The organism is Kocuria palustris, assembly GCF_016907795.1.
In the GTDB taxonomy this organism is placed as follows: Bacteria; Actinomycetota; Actinomycetes; order Actinomycetales; family Micrococcaceae; genus Kocuria; species Kocuria palustris.
Map to the genome: position 1 here is coordinate 506,907 of NZ_JAFBCR010000001.1, position 19,127 is coordinate 526,033.

Annotated in this window: 16 protein-coding genes; 1 reads left to right on the top strand and 15 read right to left on the bottom strand. The window is 71.5% G+C overall.

Annotation, left to right across the window (positions count from 1 at the left end; all coding sequences use genetic code 11):
- Window positions 1-121: 121 nt before the first annotated feature.
- The 6 genes from JOE55_RS02165 to JOE55_RS02190 form a co-directional block, all read right to left on the bottom strand.
- Window positions 122-1,081, bottom strand: a complete 960-nt coding sequence (locus tag JOE55_RS02165; RefSeq protein ID WP_204781871.1) for an RluA family pseudouridine synthase — start codon at window positions 1,079-1,081, stop codon at window positions 122-124.
- Entirely contained in the window at window positions 1,078-1,740 is a 663-nt protein-coding gene (lspA, locus tag JOE55_RS02170; protein ID WP_239546392.1) for a signal peptidase II, read from the bottom strand. Before lspA ends, JOE55_RS02165 begins: the two co-directional genes overlap by 4 nt.
- A 127-nt stretch (window positions 1,741-1,867) precedes the next feature.
- Window positions 1,868-2,533: a DivIVA domain-containing protein gene (locus JOE55_RS02175; RefSeq protein ID WP_204781872.1), complete on the bottom strand. Its 666-nt coding sequence runs from the start codon at window positions 2,531-2,533 to the stop codon at window positions 1,868-1,870.
- Window positions 2,534-2,819: 286 nt separating this feature from the next.
- Window positions 2,820-3,116: a YggT family protein gene (locus JOE55_RS02180; RefSeq protein ID WP_006214841.1), complete on the bottom strand. Its 297-nt coding sequence runs from the start codon at window positions 3,114-3,116 to the stop codon at window positions 2,820-2,822.
- Between the two features lie 5 nt (window positions 3,117-3,121).
- Window positions 3,122-3,763, bottom strand: a complete 642-nt coding sequence (locus tag JOE55_RS02185; RefSeq protein ID WP_338125401.1) for a cell division protein SepF — start codon at window positions 3,761-3,763, stop codon at window positions 3,122-3,124.
- A 275-nt stretch (window positions 3,764-4,038) separates the two neighbouring features.
- The gene (locus JOE55_RS02190) at window positions 4,039-4,755 is read right to left on the bottom strand and encodes a purine nucleoside phosphorylase YfiH/LACC1 family protein (protein WP_204781873.1); all 717 of its coding nucleotides are present in this window, start codon (window positions 4,753-4,755) and stop codon (window positions 4,039-4,041) included.
- Between the two features lie 455 nt (window positions 4,756-5,210).
- Between JOE55_RS02190 and JOE55_RS02195 the strand changes: the two genes are divergently transcribed.
- Complete coding sequence (locus JOE55_RS02195; protein WP_193215170.1) at window positions 5,211-6,434, top strand: IS110 family RNA-guided transposase; 1,224 nt, start codon at window positions 5,211-5,213, stop codon at window positions 6,432-6,434.
- Window positions 6,435-6,611: 177 nt separating this feature from the next.
- On the opposite strand, the gene ftsZ is transcribed toward JOE55_RS02195, so the two are convergent.
- The 9 genes from ftsZ to JOE55_RS02240 form a co-directional block, all read right to left on the bottom strand.
- Window positions 6,612-7,868: a cell division protein FtsZ gene (ftsZ, locus tag JOE55_RS02200; protein WP_024290293.1), complete on the bottom strand. Its 1,257-nt coding sequence runs from the start codon at window positions 7,866-7,868 to the stop codon at window positions 6,612-6,614.
- 250 nt (window positions 7,869-8,118) lie between these two features.
- Window positions 8,119-9,132, bottom strand: a complete 1,014-nt coding sequence (locus tag JOE55_RS02205) for a cell division protein FtsQ/DivIB (protein ID WP_204781874.1) — start codon at window positions 9,130-9,132, stop codon at window positions 8,119-8,121.
- A complete protein-coding gene (murC, locus tag JOE55_RS02210) occupies window positions 9,132-10,589 on the bottom strand; it encodes a UDP-N-acetylmuramate--L-alanine ligase (protein ID WP_338125402.1) in 1,458 nt (485 codons plus the stop codon). Before murC ends, JOE55_RS02205 begins: the two co-directional genes overlap by 1 nt.
- Complete coding sequence (murG, locus tag JOE55_RS02215; RefSeq protein ID WP_204781875.1) at window positions 10,579-11,712, bottom strand: undecaprenyldiphospho-muramoylpentapeptide beta-N-acetylglucosaminyltransferase; 1,134 nt, start codon at window positions 11,710-11,712, stop codon at window positions 10,579-10,581. The genes murC and murG overlap by 11 nt, the downstream gene beginning before the upstream one ends.
- 46 nt (window positions 11,713-11,758) lie before the next feature.
- A complete protein-coding gene (gene ftsW, locus JOE55_RS02220; protein WP_204781876.1) occupies window positions 11,759-13,135 on the bottom strand; it encodes a putative lipid II flippase FtsW in 1,377 nt (458 codons plus the stop codon).
- Window positions 13,132-14,661, bottom strand: coding sequence for a UDP-N-acetylmuramoyl-L-alanine--D-glutamate ligase (gene murD / locus JOE55_RS02225; RefSeq protein WP_204781877.1), 1,530 nt, complete (start codon window positions 14,659-14,661; stop codon window positions 13,132-13,134). Before murD ends, ftsW begins: the two co-directional genes overlap by 4 nt.
- On the bottom strand, window positions 14,658-15,824 hold the full coding sequence (gene mraY / locus JOE55_RS02230; protein ID WP_204781878.1) for a phospho-N-acetylmuramoyl-pentapeptide-transferase: 1,167 nt from the start codon (window positions 15,822-15,824) through the stop codon (window positions 14,658-14,660). The genes murD and mraY overlap by 4 nt, the downstream gene beginning before the upstream one ends.
- Window positions 15,821-17,293 carry a UDP-N-acetylmuramoyl-tripeptide--D-alanyl-D-alanine ligase gene (locus JOE55_RS02235; RefSeq protein ID WP_338125403.1) on the bottom strand — a complete coding sequence of 491 codons (1,473 nt, stop codon included), beginning with the start codon at window positions 17,291-17,293 and terminating at the stop codon, window positions 15,821-15,823. The genes mraY and JOE55_RS02235 overlap by 4 nt, the downstream gene beginning before the upstream one ends.
- Complete coding sequence (locus JOE55_RS02240) at window positions 17,290-18,969, bottom strand: UDP-N-acetylmuramoyl-L-alanyl-D-glutamate--2,6-diaminopimelate ligase (protein WP_204781880.1); 1,680 nt, start codon at window positions 18,967-18,969, stop codon at window positions 17,290-17,292. Before JOE55_RS02240 ends, JOE55_RS02235 begins: the two co-directional genes overlap by 4 nt.
- Window positions 18,970-19,127: the final 158 nt, after the last annotated feature.

The window sequence follows — 19,127 nt, forward strand, 5'->3', positions numbered from 1 at the left end:
AGGATCCTATCCGCAGCCTCCGACGCGACAGGGGCCGACACCGGTGCCGCTGATCACGCACCCCTCGTGCGGCGCCGCCCCGGACGACGACGGCCCCGCCGAGGCAGGAGGCCAGCAGGCCTCAGCGCGGTCCGCCGTCGCGCAGGGTCTCCAGCGCCCAGCTCAGATCCGCGGGAGGCTCGGACGTGAACGTGACCCGCCCCCCCGTCCCCGGGTGCTCGAAGCCCAGACGGTGCGCGTGCAGCCACTGGCGGGTCAGGCCCAGGCCCGCCGACAGGGCGGGATCGGCGCCGTAGGTGAGGTCCCCGGCGCAGGGGTGCTTCAGGGCGCTGAAGTGCACGCGGATCTGGTGCGTGCGCCCCGTCTCCAGGTGGACCTCCAGCAGCGTGGCGCGCCCGAAGGACTCCAGCGTCTCGTAGTGGGTCACGGAATCGCGCCCGCCCTCGATCACCGCGAAGCGCCACTCGTAGTCGGGGTGCCGGGCGATCGGCGCCTCGATCGTGCCCCTCATGGGATCGGGCATGCCCTGCACGACCGTGTGGTAGATCTTCTCGACCGTGCGCTCCTTGAACGCCCGCTTCAGCGCCGCGTACGCCCGCTCGGAGCGGGCTACGACCATGAGACCTGAGGTCCCCACGTCCAGGCGATGGACGATGCCCTGGCGCTCTGCCGCCCCGGAGGTGCTCACGGTGATCCCGGCGCCGGCCAGGGCGCTGAGCACAGTGGGGCCGGACCATCCCGGCGACGGATGCGCGGCGACGCCTGCGGGCTTGTCGATCACCACGATGTCGTCGTCCGCGTGGATCACGGAGAAGCCGTCGACGGTCTCCGGCACGATCACCGACAGGTCGATCTCCTCGGGCATGAGGACGTGCACCGCAGCTCCCTGAGCGAGCTTGCGGGACTTGGCGATCGGCGCGCCGTCGACCTCGACCTCCTGGGCCTCGAAGAGCCTGCCGGTCGCGGTGCGCGACAGCCCGCTGAGCTGGGCCACGATCGCATCTGCCCGGGCACCGGCCAGCTCCGCCGGGACCTGCAGCTCACGCGACTCGCGCTGCGGGGACTGAGACGCCGCGCTCATCGGGCAGCCCCCTCACTGGAGGCATCGCCGCCGGAGGAGTCGTGGTCGACGACGCAATTCTGAGCTGAGCCGGTTCGGGGAGCTTCGGCGGATCCCGTGCCCTCGGTCCCGGGGCGATCGCGCCCGGAGCGGGTGCCGTCGGGCTCGCGGCCGAAGAGGATCAGCGCCGCAGTCAGGATGACGCCCACGACCACGCCGGAGTCGGCGACGTTGAACACCGCGAAGCCCTGGACGTGGATGAAGTCGACCACGTGCCCGTTGGGGAACCCGGGCCAGCGCAGCAGCCGATCCGTGAGGTTGCCGGCGGCGCCCCCGAGCACCAGGCCGAGGCTCACCGCCCAGACCAGCGAGCGGACTCGCGGCAGATAGATCAGGATGCCGATCGAGACGATCGCCATGATCGCCGTGAACACCCAGGTGAAGCCCTCGCCCATGGAGAAGGCGGCACCCGGGTTGAGGATGTAGTGCCACTGCAGCAGCCCGTCGATCACGGGGATCTGCTGGCCAAGCGTCATTGTCCGCTCCACGAGCGCCTTGGTCCCCTGATCCAGCCCGTAGACCGCAGCGGCGCACAGCAGCGCCAGGATCAGCGCAGCCCCCCGGCCCCGCGTTCGTGCGGCGGTGCTGCGTGGGCGCTGCCCAGAGGCGGGTGAGGACATGGGTTGTGCACCGGGCTCTCTCGCGGGAGGCGGATCGGGGACGGTCCGGGGTCAGCCGGACGGGTACGACGACGAGCAGACGCCGCGCACCATCCCCGTGCGGGGAGGTGCGCGGCGTCTGCTCGGATCAGCGCAGGTCGGAGGAGGACTCGGGGGCCAGCGACGGGGCGGTCCTGATCTCCTCGAGCTGCCCGCCGATGAACTCGGCCAGACGCTCGCGGTAGGACGACTCGAAGCTGCGCAGGTCCGAGACCTTGACCTCGAGATCGCGGCGCTCCTCCTCCAGGGAGGAGAGGACCTGGGACTTGGTGGTCTCGGCCTCCGAGACGAGCTCGTCGGCGCGGGTGCGGCCCTCGTCGATCAGACGATCGCGCTCGGCGCGACCCTCGCTGACGTACTGGTCGTGCAGCTTCTGGGCCATGGCGAGCACGCCGGCCGCGCTCTCGGCCGGGGCGACGTAGGAATCCTCAGCGGGCTGGGCAGCAGCCGGGGCCGCAGCGTCGCCGGGGGCCTCGGGCTGCTCGGCGACCGGAGCGCTGACGGGCTCGACGGTCTCCTGCTCCTGCGCGGAGTCCTGAGCCGAGACGGCGCTCGAGGTCTCAGCCTCCGATGCGGCCGTCGGGGCGTCCGCACCTTCCAGGCGCTCGCGCAGCTCGGCGTTCTCCTGATTCAGCCGACGAAGCTCGACGACGATCTCGTCCAGGAAGTCATCGACCTCGTCCTGGTCGTAGCCCTCGCGGAACTTGGTCGGCTGGAAACGCTTGTTGATGACGTCTTCCGGGGTCAGAGCCATGGAATCTGCCTCTCCTCATAGCAATGGGGTCGAGTTCCGCCGCACGAGCCGGGGAACCCGCTTTCGGACAACGAGATCCGCGGGTCCGGTACCTGCTAGCCCTGCAGGACATGCCTCAGCGCGACGTGCCCCGACACTGGGGGCCTTCGACGGATCAGACTACATGCTCGGCAGGGCCCGGAGACTGGTGGACCCGTCCACGGTTGTGATTGTGGCCCAACTGTCAGCTGAGCCCGAGCTGCGGCCTATCTGAGCGCACTCGAGCGGCGACGCGAACCGGATGCTCTCAGGCCGACACCAGCAGGGAGATGCAGACGCTCTCGAGGATGACCAGCCCGAAGATGAGGATCATCGACGACAGATCCAGGGCGATCCCGCCGAGGCGCAGCGGCGGGATCAGCCGCCGCAGCGGGTTCAGGATCGGATCCGTCACGGCGTAGATGCTCGAGGCCAGCACCAGGGAAGCCCCCTGGGGGCGCCATCCGCGCGCGAAGGACTGGATCATGTCCACGGCGAACCTGCCGAGCACGACCAGGATCAGGACATGCACCAGCAGGTAGAGGATCGCGAAGACGACCGTCATGGCGCTCAGGCCTCTGCGGCGTCGAGGTCCTCGTCCGGGCCGACCGAGGAGTCGACGACCTCGACGTAGGACGGGGTGAGCAGGAACACCGTGGCGGTCACGCGCTCGATCGATCCGTGAAGGGCGTAGACCAGCCCGGCGGCGAAGTCCACGAGGCGCTTGGCCTCGGCCTCGGCCAGATCGCTCAGGTCCATGATGACGGGAGTGCCGTCGCGGAAGGACTCGCCCACCGACTTCGCGTCGTTGTAGGAGCGCGGGTGGACGGTGGTGATGGTGCGCATGTCGTCTGCATCCTCTCGGGATGTCGAGGGGGCACGCTTGATCGGCGTGACGGGGGCTCGGTACTCGGAGTCACGGCGATGCTCGCGCGCGGGCCGGGTGCGCGACTGCTCGGCACCGCGGCGCTGCGACGCGGACTCGCCGTCGCGGGGACCGCGATCGGCGGGCTCGCCGCGACCATCGGATCCGCGGTCCTCGGACGCGCGGCGGGGGCCGTCGTCCAGGGAGGGGCGGTCCTCGCGCGGCTGCGCCGGGGCGGAACGGCGCTCGGGCCGCTGCGGGGCGGGCGATCGGTCGTAGTCCTCGTCGTGGCCCTCGGGCTCGGCCAGGCCCAGACGGATCATGGCTCGGCGCATCGACTGGCTCACGCGCGACCCTCCTCGCTCTGATCTGCACCGCGGTGCAGATGATGGTCTTCGACTCCGACCGTCCCGGCGGTCCGCATCGGCAGGGCGCGGTTCGCGTCCTGCGGCGGGCTCGGCCCGATGCCGCCGGACCCGGAAGGATCAGCGGCGGGGAGGTCGACCGCCAGGCTACCCGACTCCCCTGCAGCGCCACGTCAGACGTGCCGATCGGATGCCCGGAGTGCGACCCAGGACACGGCCAGCGCCGCCCAGCGCGGCGAGGCTGCGTTCAGCCTGGCTCAGGACACGGGGACGACGATGCCGGCGATCCGGCCGCTGGAGGGATCGCGGCGATGGGAGGACAGTCCCTCGTTCTCGAGCGTGCAGCGCGGGCTGTCCTCGGCCACGACCTCGACCTGCACTCCGAGCGGCTCCAGCTGGCGCGCAGCAGCGCCGGGCAGGTCGAGCCCCGGGGTGCCCCAGCGGGTCGTGGTGCGGATGCCGGGAAGGCTCTGCTCCGACTCCTCGGCCATCTGCTCGGGCACCTCATAGCACTGCGCGCACACGCACGGGCCGATCTGCGCGCTGATGCGCCGGGCCCCGCGCGCGCGCAGAGCCTCGACGACCGCCGGAAGGACGCCGTCGAGCAGCCCGCGCCGACCCGCATGGGCGACGGCGGTCAACGGCGCGGCGCCGGCGCGCCCGGGCTCGCCGACCAGCACCACGGGCACGCAGTCGGCGACCATGACGGCGAGCGGGCGTCCTGCGGCGGAGACCGCGGCGTCGCCGGTGCAGACCTCGCCCGGGGCCGCCGCATCGGCATCGACCACGTGGGTGCCGTGCACCTGATCCAGATAGAGCACGGAGGCGGGATCCACGCCGAGATCGATGGCCGCGCGGTCACGACGAGCGCGCACCGCCTGGGGGTCGTCGGGGACATGAAGGCCCAGATTGCCGAGGTCCCTGTCGGTGAACACGGTGCGGATGCCGAGGCGCTGAGACGAATGCCAGTACATAGGCCCGACCCTAATCGCACGCACCTGACGACACGGTGGACACCGAGTGGCCGCTTCGTCACAGCAGCGAGAGCTCGACCCCGCTGCGCCCATGCCGCTCGACGGCAGAGGGAACACCAGAACGCCACTTGACGGGCGGCGGCATCTCCCGCAGAGGTCCGGCGGCTGTTTCGCGGAGCCCAAGTGCCACAAGTGGCCGAGCCCCCGTTACCTTTTCGGCGGCGCCTGGATCGTCCAGGATGAGCAGGTGCCGGCCAGCCGGTCCTCGGCATGATCGTTGCCCCCAGTCGTCCATGATCCGGGGGGTGTTGTCACCGAGGACCGGTCTGGTGATCACGGATCGCTGATAGAGGCGGGGTCCCCCTCACGAGGGTCTTTGTAACGTGGATGCCGAGCGTGATCACCACAGGGCTGGCCAGCACACCCATGGCCCGACCAGCCCAGGAGCAACCGCCATGACCACCCCAACCCCGGCCGTGTACATCGGCCTCGACGTCGGCAAATCCGACCACCACGCCGTCGCCCTCACCACCGCTGGCGAAAGGGTCTACGACAAGGCACTGCCCAACGACGAAACCCGGCTGCGGGCCATCCTCGACGACCTCGCCGCAGCCCACGGGCCCGTGCTGCTCGTGGTCGACCAGCCGGCCACGATCGGTGCCCTGCCCGTGGCCGTGGCGCAGTCCTGCGAAGACGTGGAAGTGGCCTACCTGCCCGGGCTGGCGATGCGCCGGATCGCAGACCTGCACCCGGGCTCGGCCAAGACCGATGCCCGTGATGCCGCGATCATCGCCGAAGCAGCACGCACCATGCCCCACACCCTGCGGGCTATCCGTGTGGATGATGAGCAGATCGCTGAGCTGGCCATGCTCGCTGGCGCCGATGATGATCTCGCCGCTCAGATCACCGCTTCCTCCAACCGGCTGCGCGGGCTGCTGACCCAGATCCACCCCGCCCTGGAGCGCGTGCTGGGACCGAGGATCACGCACCCGGCAGTAGCGGATCTGCTAGGCCGGTACCCGACCCCGGGCAAGCTCAAGACCGCCGGGCCCGGGCACGTGCGCGCCCGGCTGCGCAAGCACGCACCCCGACTGGCGAACACTCTGACGGAGGAGATCTTCGAAGCCCTGGCCCAGCAGACCGTCGTGGTCGCTGGCACCGAGGCCGCAGCCACCGTCGTGCCGATTCTGGCCGAGCAGCTCGCCGGGCTGCTCCAGCAGCGGGCCAGGCTGGCCACCCAGGTGGAGGCTGTCGTGGAGGCCCACCCTCTTCATCCGGTCCTGATCTCGATGCCCGGTATCGGGGTCAGGACCGCAGCACGGATTCTCACCGAAGTCGTGGGCAAGGACTTCGCCGATGCCGGGCACCTGGCCTCCTACGCCGGCATCGCCCCCGTCACCCGCCGCTCAGGGACCTCGATCCGCGGCGAGCACGCACCCCGCGGAGGCAACAAGCGCCTGAAGCGCGCCCTGTTCCTCTCGGCCTTCGCCTCACTGCACCACGGCCCCTCGAGGGCCTACTACGACCGAAAACGAGCCCAGGGCAAGCGCCACAACCAAGCGCTGATCGCCCTGGCGCGGCGGCGCACTGACGTGCTCTACGCGATGCTGCGGGATGGCACCCTGTACGAAGACCCGACCACGCCTCCGGCGTCGTCGTCAGTCGCTCTGGCGGCTTGACGAAAACCATAGAGGCACCCCCCCCCAGGTGGGCTCTCGGGGACCTCAGCGGGCCACGGCGACTCTGCTGACCGTGCGACGGCTCGGGCCGGGACAAGACGAGGGCGGCGCCCCGACCGACCGGTCGGGGCGCCGCCCTCCTGCTCACGACATCGCGGGATCCGCGATGTCAGGACCTCACTTGAGGAAGTCCGGGAAGTCCAGCGAGTCCTTGCGGCCCGAGGACTTGGGTGCGCCGCTCTCCGGCGGGAGGTCGACGTCGAAGCCCGCGTCGTCCGGAACGTCGTCGTTCGACGGGGCAGAGGACGCCGGGCTGGAGCCCCACGAGCCCGACTGCGAGCCGCCGAAGCCCGAGCTCTGGCCGCCGCGCTGAGCGGAGGAGCTGGAGGCGGTGGACGGAGCGCCGGCACCTGCACCGAAGGCGGCGCGGGTCGAGGCCGCCTGCTGCGCGGCCGGCGAGTTCGCGTTGGCGTTGGTCTCCTGCGACAGGGAGTCGAAGCCCGCCGCGATCACGGTGACGCGGGCGCTGTCACCCAGGGCGTCGTCGATGACCGCGCCGAAGATGATGTTGGCCTCCGGGTGGGCGACCTCCTGGACCAGGCGAGCGGCCTCGTTGATCTCGAACAGGCCGAGGTCCGAGCCGCCCTGGATGGACAGCAGCACGCCGTGGGCGCCGTCGATCGAGGCCTCGAGCAGCGGCGAGGCGATCGCCAGCTCCGCGGCCTTGACCGCACGGTCCTCGCCCTGCGCCGAGCCGATGCCCATGAGCGCGGAGCCCGCGCCCTGCATGACGGACTTGACATCCGCGAAGTCGAGGTTGATCAGACCCGGGGTGGTGATCAGGTCGGTGATGCCCTGCACGCCCGACAGCAGCACCTGGTCCGCGGACTTGAACGCATCCAGCATGGACACGTTGCGGTCCGAGATGGACAGCAGGCGGTCGTTCGGGATGACGATGAGCGTGTCGACCTCGTCGCGCATGGTCTCGATGCCGTTCTCGGCCTGGTTCGAGCGGCGACGGCCCTCGAAGGTGAACGGACGGGTCACGACGCCGATGGTCAGCGCGCCCAGCGAGCGGGCGATGCGCGCGACGACCGGAGCGCCGCCGGTGCCCGTGCCGCCGCCCTCGCCGGCGGTCACGAAGACCATGTCGGCCCCCTTCAGGACCTCCTCGATCTCCTCGTGGTGGTCCTCGGCGGCCTGACGGCCGACATCCGGGTTGGCGCCGGCGCCGAGGCCGCGGGTCAGCTCACGGCCGACATCGAGCTTGACGTCGGCATCCGACATCAGCAGCGCCTGGGCATCCGTGTTGATCGCGATGAACTCCACACCGCGGAGTCCCTCCTCGATCATGCGGTTGACGGCGTTGACGCCGCCGCCGCCGATGCCGACGACCTTGATGACGGCCAGATAGTTCTGGGGCGTGGTGTCCATGATCACCCTGTCTTGATTCGGGGCCGCCGACCTGTATCGACGGTGGGGTCCGCGCTGACCCCTCAGTCTCAACCTTCGATCCAAGGTCGAGATATATGCCTGAGGGCTCATGCTCTGATTTCCGAGTCAGCCTAACAACCGAGGAGGCGTCGCCACGAGTTCGCGGCGCGTGTTGTGTGCATTGAGTCCCCTGATTCGGGGGCACCCCTTCAACACTCACCTGAGGGTCGAAGGAAATCACTCCGGACGACTACTCCAGCACCGGATGACGGGGAGCGGAGACGTCGTAGACCTCGACCGCGCCGGTGGCCTCCGAGGCATCCACGAGCTCGGCCAGGACCTCGGCCTTCAGGGCGCTGTCGGTGTCATCGCCCCAGCGCACCGTGACCCCGTCCTGCAGCTCGAGCATCACGACCCCGCCCGATTCGGCTCGGGCCGTCTGGACCTGCTCGAGCAGCGACGAGGGCAGCGAGGCCAGCACCGAGCTGACCGTGTCCCAGTCCTCGCTGCCCAGCACGTCGGTGCCGCCGGCGATCACCGGGACCTGGATCTGCTCGCTGTCGGTGAGCTGCTCGAGCTGTGTGCCCTCGCGGTCCACGAGCTGCCAGCCGTCGCCGTCCTCGACCGCAGCGACCGGGATCCGCTCCTGGACCTCGACGCGCAGGGTCCCGCTGCCGCTGGCGCTGGTGTCCACCGAGGCGACTGCCGGGAACTGCGTGAGCAGGGACTCGACATCCTCGGAGGAGATGCGGGTCATGGACTTGCCCTCCAGCGGCTGCAGCGCCTCCTCGGCGGCCCCCTGGTCGGTCAGGGAGAGGCCCTCGACCTGCAGGGAGCGCACCGAGAACAGCGGGGAGAAGAACACGCCCCACACGATCAGGACCACGATCAGCACGGCCACCGCCAGACGCACCAGGCGGCGCAGCGCCGGGGACAGCCGACGACTGTCATCGCCGTCGTGCCCGTCGCGCGCCGAGCCCCTGGATCCCGAGCGGGACGAGCCCAGCTGCAGCGTGCGCCGCCAGTCGCTGAATCGCCCGCCTCCTGTGGGCACGGGCTCGAACTCGGACTCGCGCTGCTCGTCGAGCGCTGCGACCTTGTCCCGGCTGTTGACGCGCACGCGCGGGGTCTCGGCACCGGCGGACGACGGGGACTCTGCCCCGCCGGCGGTCTCGACCGGCTCCTGCTCGCGTCCGCGCTGCGTGGAGGAGGAGCCGGATGTGCCGCCGAAGCGCGGCTGGCGGGGTCGGGGTCCGCCCGCCATCAGGCCGAGGCCCCGGCCTGCCCGGAGTCCTCCAGTGCGCTGAGCAGGCGGGGGCCGAACGCGGTGACGTCCCCGGCGCCGACCGTGAGCACCAGATCTCCCTCCCGTGCCTGGGCCGCGATCTGAGCGATCGCCTCCTGGGGGTCGAAGGCGCTGCGCACCGAGTCCCCGGCGGCATCGGCGATCAGATCCGAGGAGACGCCCTCGACCGGGTCCTCGCGCGCTGCGTAGATCGGCAGGACCCAGGCGTCGTCGGCGATCTCGAGGGCCTGGGCGAACTCGCCCGCGAAGGCCTGCGTGCGGGAGAAGAGGTGGGGCTGGAAGAGCACCAGGACGCGGTCCTCCCCCGCCACGCGCCGTGCGGCCGTCAGCGCGGCGCGCACCTCGGTGGGGTGATGCGCGTAGTCGTCGATGACCCGCACGCCGCGGGCCTCTCCCTTGAGGTCGAATCGGCGGTCGGAGCCGTGGAAACCGGCCAGGCCCCGCAGGGCGTCCTCCGCGGGGACCCCGACGATCTGGGTGACGGCGAAGGCCGCTGCCGCGTTGAGCACGTTGTGCTCGCCGGGGACCTCCAGGCGCAGGCGGTGGCTGCGGAGGTCGGCGCCCTCCCCCAGGCTCAGCTCGGCGGTGGCGCCGATGCCCTCGGTGCGGATCTCGCTCACGCGGATCTGCGCGGAGGCATCGGTGCCGTAGGTGACCACGCTGCCGCCGCGGCGGCGCACGGCCTCGGCCAGCCGGCGCGAACCGGAATCGTCCTGGCATGCCACCAGGGTGCCGCCGGGGCGGAGGGTGTCCGCGAAGTCCTCGAAGGCCTGGAAGAAGGCCTCCTCGGAGCCGTAGTGATCCAAGTGGTCGGGCTCGATGTTCGTGACCACGGCGATCGTGGGCGCGTAGGAGAGGAACGAGCCGTCGGACTCGTCGGCCTCGGCCACGAACCAGCGGCCGCGGCCCAGGTGGGCGTTGGTGCCCAGATCGGCCACGTGCGCGCCGATGGCCCACGACGGCTCCTGCCCGCACTCCTGCAGCGCCACTGCCGCCATGGACGACGTGGTGGTCTTGCCGTGCGTGCCGGCGACCGCGACCACCTGGGAGCCGCGCATGGCCACCCCGAGGGCCTGGGAGCGGTGCAGCACGCGCAGCCCGGCCTCCCGAGCCGCGGCCAGCTCGGGGTTGGTCTCGCGGATCGCGGTCGAGACGACGACGGTCCGGGCGTCGGCGATGTTCCCGGCCGCCTGCCCGATGCTGATGCGGGCCCCGCGCTCGCGCAGCGCGGCGAGCCCGCGGGACTCCTGGGCATCCGATCCGGAGACGCTCACCCCGTGGGCCAGCAGCAGGCGGGCGACGGCGGACATGCCGGCGCCCCCGATGCCGATCAGGTGGGTGGGCCCCAGCTCGGCGGGATCGGTGTCCACGCCCATGGACTCGTTCGGGGACCCGGTTCCGGGATCAGTGCTCACGTCGTGCCTCCTGCAGGATCAGTTCAGCCATGGTCGCGTCCGCATCGCGCACGCCTGCCCCTCGTGCCGCACGGGTCATCTCGGCCAGGCCCTCGGGGGCCGTGAGCAGAGGCAGCACGTTCGCGCGGTACCACTCGGGGGTGAAGTCGGAGTCCTCGACGAGCCGGGCGGCGCCGGCCTCCACGAGGGAGCGGGCGTTGAGCGCCTGCTCGCCGTTGCCGATCGGCAGCGGCACGAAGATCGCGGGCAGTCCGACGGCGGCCACCTCGGAGACGGTCGCGGCCCCGGCGCGGGCGATCAGCAGATCGGCGGCGGCGTAGACGTCCTCCATGCCGTCGACGTACTCCACCTGCCGATAGCCCTCGGCCTCCAGCGGGCGCAGGTCCGGGGTGAGCACGGGCTTGTCGCGGCCGGTGATGTGCAGCAGCTGGTAGCCCTGCTCGGCGATCCCCGGCACGATCCCCTGGATCGTGCGGTTGATGGCCACCGCCCCGGAGGAGCCGCCGGTCACGATCACGGTGGGGCGCTCCGGGTCCAGGCCGAGGCGCTGCCGGGCCCCGCTCTGGGCGGCCGCGCGGTCGAGCTGCGAGATCTCCCGGCGCATGGGCATCCCCACCGTGCGGGCGCCCTTCAGCGGCGTGTTCGGGAAGGCGGTGGCCACAACGGCGGCAAAGCGGGCTCCGACGCGATTGGCCAGCCCGGGGCGGGCGTTGGCCTCATGGATCACGACAGGGACGCCGCGACGGCGGGCCGCCAGGTACACGGGGGTGCAGACGTAGCCGCCCACGCCCACCACCACGTCGGCACGGCTCTCGTCGATGATCCGCCCGGCCTGGCCGATCGCCCCGCGCAGGCGCACGGGCAGCTTGAGCAGATCCACGGAGGGTCGGCGGGGCAGCGGAACGCGGTCGATGGTCTCCAGCGGCAGACCGGCGGCCGGGACCAGGCGGGTCTCCATGCCCGAGGCGGTGCCGACCGCGGTGACCTGCGCTGCGGGCTCGGCGCGACGCACCGCCGCTGCGATCGCCAGCAGCGGCGAGACATGCCCCGCGGTGCCTCCGCCGGCCAGCACCACGTTCACGGGGCGCTGGGACTCGGTCGGGTGGACGTCGTGGTCGCTCATGCGGCTGCTCCTGCGGTGTACGGGACGTGCGTTCGGGTCTGGGGGCTCACGAATCGCCGCGGCTGCGGAGGACCCTTCCGCGGCGGATGTCGTGGACCTCGGCGATGGGCTCGCGCTCATCGTCCATGAGGTCGTCGTAGCGGCCCTCGTGGTCGTAGGCATCGTACGCATCGTCGCCCGGCAGCGGCCGTCGGGCGGCGACGGGGCGCGAGCGCGGCTGCGGGATCGCCTCGACCATCCCGACCGAGGGCTGCCTGGCGAAGGACATCACGACGCCCACGGCGGACAGGCACATCAGCAGCGACGAGCCGCCGTAGCTGATGAACGGCAGCGGCACCCCGATCACCGGCAGCACGCCGGTGACCATGCCGATGTTCACGAAGGCCTGCCCGATCAGCCAGGCCAGGACGCCGCCGGTCACGATGCGCTCGAAGCCCGAGGTGGAGCGCATCAGGATCCGGGCCATGGCCACGGCCATCACGGCGAACAGCACCAGGATGGTGACGGTGCCGAGCAGTCCGAGCTCCTCGCCGATGATCGCGAAGATGAAGTCGTTGTGGGCCTCGGGGACGTAGTTGTACTTGGAGCGCGACTGCCCCAGCCCGACTCCCCACCAGCCTCCGGTGGCCAGCGCGGAGAGCCCGTGCATGGCCTGGTAGCAGCCCGCGGAGGGGTCGCAGTCGCCGGTCAGCCAGGAGGTCACGCGCTCCATGCGGTGGGGCGCGGAGATCACGAAGAGCACCGACACCGCGGCACCGGCGGCGAAGGCCGTGAGGATCCAGCGGATGGGCATGCCGGCGAAGAACACGGCGGCCAGGTAGATCAGCAGGAAGATGCCGGCCGTGCCCATGTCGCGGCCGTACATCACGAACAGCACCGGCACGACGACGGCCACGGCCGAGGGCCACAGCGCGTCCTTGAGCGTGCGGATGCGCCCCGCCACGCGGCCGAGCCACACGCCCAGGGCCAGGATGCAGGTCAGCTTGGCGATCTCCGAGGGCTGCAGCGTGAAGCCGCCGACCGACAGCCAGTTCCGGTTGCCGCCGACCTCGACGCCGAACGGCACCACGAGCGCCAGGATGACCGCCGAGACCCAGAACGCCAGGATCGCCAGCCGCCGCATGACCCGGGCCGGGACGCGCGAGAGCGCGAACATGGCGATCAGCCCCAGCGCGCCGAAGATCAGCTGGCGCACGAACAGGCCGTAGGCCGACTGCTCGGCGGAGATCGACTCGACCGCAGAGGCGGAGAGCACCATCGTGGCGCCGATCGCGAACAGCAGCACGGCGCACACGGCCAGCGCGTAGTACGACTGCAGCAGCGGGCCGCTGCGGACCCGGTGCTCGACCCCGCGCAGCGGGCCGGACCGCTCGTCGATCCGGTCCCGCAGCCGGGTGGCCACGGCTGCGGTCCGCGGGCTCACGACAGGCGCTCCAGGAGATCGGCCACGCTGCGCGCGAACGCGTCCCCGCGGTGGGCGTAGTCCCGGAACTGGTCCATAGAGGCCGCGGCCGGGGCCATCAGCACGGTGTCCCCGTCCACGGCCACGCGGTGGGCGGCTTCGACGGCGGCGCGCATGACGGCCTCGCCGTCGGAGGCGTCCTCGAGGCCGTCGGCGGCGCGCAGGATCGGCACGTCGGGAGCAGAAGCGGCCAGAGCGGCCTCCAGCCGGTCGTTGTCGGTGCCGATCAGCACCACCGCCCGCAGGCGGCGCGCGTGGGCGGCGACCAGGGCGGAGCTGTCCGTGCCCTTGGCCAGCCCGCCGGCGATCCACACGACCGGGTCGAAGGCCGACAGCGAGGCGGCGGCGGCGTGCGGGTTCGTGGCCTTGGAGTCATCGACCCACACCACCCCGAAGGTCTTGGCCACGGGCTGGATGCGGTGCCCGCCCGGCTCCCAAGCGGCGAGACCCTGGGCGATGTCCTCGCCGGAGACGCCTGCGGCTCGGGCCAGGGCGGCGGCCGCCAGCGCATTGGTCACGCCGTGCGGGGTCGGCACGGGCTTGATCGACTCCACCAGCCCGACTTCCAGCGCCTGGTTGCGGCGGTCGTCCAGGAAGGCCCGGTCCACGAGCAGGCCCTCGACCACGCCCAGCATGGACACGTCAGGGTTGCCCGCGGTGAAGCCGATGGCCCGGCAGCCCTCGACGACGTCCGCCTCCTCGACCATCTGCCGGGTGCGGGGGTCGCTGACGCTGTACACGGCGGCGACCTGGCAGTTCTCGTAGATCCGCGACTTGTCGGCCACGTAGTTCTCGAAGCCGCCGTGCCAGTCCATGTGGTCCTCGGCCACGTTGAGGCATACCGCGGCCAGCGGGGACAGCGAGTGCGCCCAGTGCAGCTGGAAGCTGGACAGCTCGACGGCCAGGACGTCGTAGTCCACCGGATCGCGCAGGGCGTCGAGGATCGGGGTGCCCACGTTGCCCACGGCCAGGGCCTTGAGCCCGCCGGCCTGGAGCATGGCCTCGGCCATCTGCACGGTGGTGGTCTTGCCGTTGGTGCCGGTGATGCACACCCACGCAGCGGTGGGGCGCCCCGCGCGCTCGCGGATGCGCCAGGCCAGCTCGACGTCGCCCCAGATCTGGATGCCGCGCGCGACGGCCTCGGACAGGACGGGGTCATCGGGGCGGAAGCCGGGAGAGGTCACCACGAGCTGCGGGTCCTGGCCGTCGACCTGGGGCAGCCCGGCCACGGCCTGCGCGCCCAGCAGGACGTCCGCGGCGCCCACGATGCCCAGCGTCTCGGCCTTCTGCCGGTTGGCCTCCGAGTCCTGGCCGTCGATCACGACCACGCGGGCGCCGAGCTCGATCAGCGTGTCCGCGGCGGCGAAGCCCGAGATGCCGATGCCCAGCACGACCACGCGCAGGCCCGCCCAGTCGGCGTCCCAGCTGGTCAGCGACGCCAGCCGAGGATCGTCCAGGATGGGGTTGTCATTGCTGGCATGGATCACAGGAACGCGCCTCCGTTGGAGATGAGCCACTCGCCGTAGAACACCGCGAGCGCGACGGCCGTGAAGAGCCCGGCGATGATCCAGAAGCGCACGACGATCGTGACCTCCTGCCATCCCTTGAGCTCGAAGTGGTGCTGCAGGGGCGCCATCTTGAAGATGCGCTTGCCGCCGGAGAGCTTGAACCAGCCGACCTGCAGGATCACCGAGACGGTGATGAGCACGAACAGCCCGGCGATGAGCACGAGCAGCAGCTCGGTGCGGGTGAGGATGGCGAACGCCGCCAGGGCGCCGCCCAGGCCCAGCGAGCCGGTGTCGCCCATGAAGATCTTGGCCGGGGAGGTGTTCCACCACAGGAAGCCGATCAGCGCGCCCACCAGCGCCGCCGCCAGGACGGTGAGGTCGGAGGGGTCGCGCACGGTGTAGCACAGCCCGGGCCCGCCCTCGCCGCACAGGTGGTCGGACTGCCACAGGGTGATCAGGAGATAGCCGGAGAACACGAGGATCGACGCGCCCGTGGCCAGCCCGTCCAGCCCGTCGGTGAGGTTGACGGCGTTGGTGGTGGCGGTCGCGATGAGGTTGACCCACACGACGTAGAGGATCAGGCCCAGGATCACGAGGACGATGGTCCGCTCGGAGGTCAGGGCCTCGACGAGCCCGCCTCCCAGCTGCCCGAGGCCCAGGTCGAGCCCGGTGTCGCGGGTGAGCGAGACCTCGGTGGAGCCGGGTGTGCGGCCCCTGGCATCGGGCAGCATCACCGTGAGCAGCGCGAAGACTGTGCCGATCGTGCCCTGCAGGGCGATCTTCCCGCCCGGGCTCAGGCCCAGGTTCTGCTTCTTGGTGATCTTCTTGGCGTCGTCGATCCCGCCGACGAAGCCCATGCCGAGCATGAGGAACGCGGCCAGCAGCCCGGAGGCGGTGGGACCGGTCCACTCCCCCGTGACCAGGCCCACGACAGTGTGCGAGGCCAGGTAGGCGATCACGGCCGAGCCCAGGATGGCCACGCCGCCCATGGTGGGCGTGCCGCGCTTGGTCTGGTGGCTCGAGGGCCCGTCCTCGCGGATGAACTGGCCGTAGCCGCGGCTGGCCAGGAAGCGGATGAACAGCGGGGTGCCCAGGATCGAGAGGAGCAGGCCCAGTGCAGCGGCGACGATGATCTGGATCATGCTCGACCTCCCTGGCCCGCAGCGGCGACCCGATCGCCGAGCGTCTTGAGCCCCGCGGAGTTCGAGGACTTGAACAGGACGATGTCTCCGGCGCGCAGGTTCTCGGCCAGGAAGGCCTCAGCAGCCTCCAGGTCCTCGACCCAGGCGGCCTCCTCGCCCCAGGAGCCCTCGAGCAGCGCCGTGACGTAGGTGGGGCGGGCCAGCGGGCCCACGGCCAGCAGCCGGGAGATGTTGTAGCGCACCACGAGCGAACCCAGGCGGTTGTGCTCCTCGACCGAGGAGTCCCCGAGCTCGTACATCTCGCCGAGCACGGCCCAGGTGCGGCGATGCCGCGGGGAGTCCTGCGGCCCGCCCATGCGCGCCAGCGTCTGCAGCGCCCCGGCCATGGACTGCGGATTGGCGTTGTAGGCATCGTTGAGGATCGTCACGCCGTCGGGGCGCTCGGTGCGCTCCATGCGCCAGCGGCTGCCCGGGCCGAGGCCCTGCAGGACACCGGCGATCGTCTCGGACGGGACGCCGGCCATGAAGGCGGCCGAGGCCGCGGCCAGGATGTTGGAGACGTGGTGCTCGCCGATCAGCCCGGAGACCACCCGATGCACGGTCCCGTCCGGGAAGTGCAGGTCCAGGGACGGGTGGCCGTCGTCGTCGGTGGAGATCCGGTCTGCCCATACGCGGGCGGCCGGGACCTCCGGGAGCGTGCTGGTCTCCCCCTTGCCGAAGAACACGACGGGCGCCTGGGTGCGCGTGTGCATCCGGCGCACGCGGTCGTCGTCGTCGTTGAGGATCGCCACGCCGTCGGCGGACAGCGACTCGACCATCTCCCCCTTGGCGATCGCGATGTTCTCCACGCCGCCGAACTCGCCGGCGTGAGCGGAGCCCACGCACAGCACGGTGCCGACGTCCGGGGAGACCATGCGGCACAGGTACGAGATGTTGCCGATGTGGGTGGCGCCCATCTCGACGACCAGGTACTCGGTGGTCGCATCCGTGCGGAACACGGTCAGCGGCACGCCGACCTCGCCGTTGTAGGAGCCCTGCGGGGCCACGGTGGGGCCCCTCTCGGAGAAGATCGCGCGCAGCAGGTCCTTGGTGGTCGTCTTGCCGACCGAGCCGGTGACCGCCACGACCTTGAGGCCGTTGTCCTGGCGCATCTGCCGCACGACCCAGCTGGCCAGCGTGCCCATGGCCTCCACGACGTCCGGCACGCGCACCGAGGGGTGCACGGAGCCGTCGTCGGCTGCGACCTCGCGCTCCACGAGCGCCAGCGGGGAGCCGGCGGCGAAGGCCGCGGCCACGAAGCGGTGGCCGTCCGTGACCTCACCGGGCTTGGCGACGAAGAGGGTCGCCTCCCCCGCCTCCCGAGAATCGGTCGTCACGTGCTCGACGACGGGGCCGTCCTGCTGCGGATCCAGCCCCAGCAGCTCGCCTCCGACGATCTCGGCGATGCGCCTGGCATTGAGAGGGATCACGAGCGCCCCCACCGTCCTTCCTGCGTGTCGTGGAGCGCGTCGCGCAGCTCCTGCCGATCATCCAGGGGATGGTCGACTCCTGCGATCTCCTGCGTGGTCTCGTGGCCTCGTCCGGCGACCAGGATCGAATCGCGCGGACCGGCCATGGCGGCCGCCGTGCGGATGGCCGTGGCCCGCGGGTGGATCTCCTCGATCTCGGTGGCCCGCGCCGCGCCCTCGTCGCGGGCCTGGCGGGCTCCGGCGATGACCTCGGCCCGGATCCCGGCGGGGTCCTCGTCGTGCGGGTCGTCGTCGGTCACGATCACCACGTCCGCACCCTGTGCAGCGATGCGGCCCATGAGCGGGCGCTTGGTGGTGTCGCGCTGCCCGGTGGCGCCGAAGACCACGATCACGCGGCCGTCGCCCTCGGGCGGATCGACCGCCTCCAGGGCGCGGGTCAGGGCGTCCGGGTTGTGCGCGAAGTCCACGACGGCGGTCGGCTCGGTGGCGATCAGCTGCATGCGCCCGGGGACATCGGTGGTCAGCGGGTCCTGATCGTCCAGCACGTCCTGCAGCACCTGCAGCGGCACGCCGGAGGCCAGCACCATGACGACGGCCAGTGCGGCGTTGGCCACGTTGAACTCACCGGGCAGCCCGGTCGAGACGCGCAGCCGACGGCCGTCGCGGTGCACCAGCTCGAAGCGGTGCCCCACCCCGCGCCGGGCCAGCGCGCGCAGCGTCCAGTCGGCTCCGTGGCGCTGCGGGCCGGAGTCGCGATCCTCGACGATCCCGCCGCGCAGGGCGATGACCTCGACCTTCTCGGCGCCGAGCTCCTCGCGGGCTCGGCGGGCCATGCGCAGGCCCCACTCGTCCTGGTCATCGGCCACGACGATCACGGCGCGGTCGGTGCGCCGGGCGGTGAACAGCTGGGCCTTGACCTCGAAGTAGGCCTCCATGGACCCGTGCAGGTCCAGGTGGTCCTGAGTCAGGTTGGTGAAGCCGGTGACGTCGTAGTGCACGCCGTCCACGCGGTGGAACTCGAGCGCGTGGGATGAGACCTCCATGGAGGCTCCGGTCATGCCGGCTTCGCGCATCACGGCCAGTAGGGCGTGCACGGACGGCGCCTCGGGCGTGGTCAGCAGCGACGGGATGCGCTGATCGCCGGCCAGGATCTCGATCGTGCCGATCAGCCCAGTGGTGCGGCCCAGGGCCTTCTGGATCGAGTTGAGGAAGTACGTGGTGGTGGTCTTGCCGTTGGTGCCGGTCACGCCGAACAGCGGCATGCGGGCGCGCTCGTCCTCGCTGCCGCCGTAGAGAGCGGCGGAGATCTGCCCCATGTGCTCGCGCGGCACGGCCGCCACGATCACCGGGACGCTGAGAGTGCCCTCGTCGAGCATGAGCTGCAGTCCAGCCCGGTCGGTGAGCACAGCGGCCGCACCGGAGCCGATCGCGGCAGCGGCGAAGCCCGCGCCGTGGAACCGAGCACCGGGAAGGGCCGCGTAGAGGTCGCCCGGCTGCACGGATCGGGAGTCGATGCTGATGCCGCGTACGGAAGCCGGCTCCTGCGCATCGCGGTGCGCCTCCGGGAGCTCCAGTCGCGCGCCGATCAGCTGCGCCAGCTCGGCGGCCGGCAGCGAGGCCGCGCTGCGGGGCCGCAGACGGGCCGCGTCGAGACCGGGCTCGGGCAGGTTCTGCATGTCGTCCTTCCTCGGATCGGCCGGTGGGAGCCGGCCGTTCCCTCGATGCGGGCCCCGTTCGGGACCCATCGGTCGCGGAGGCCGCGCTTCCCCTGCCCGCCGAGGACGCCCGACCTCGAGGACGGCGGGGGAAGAGCCGTATTCCGGACGTGGCGAGT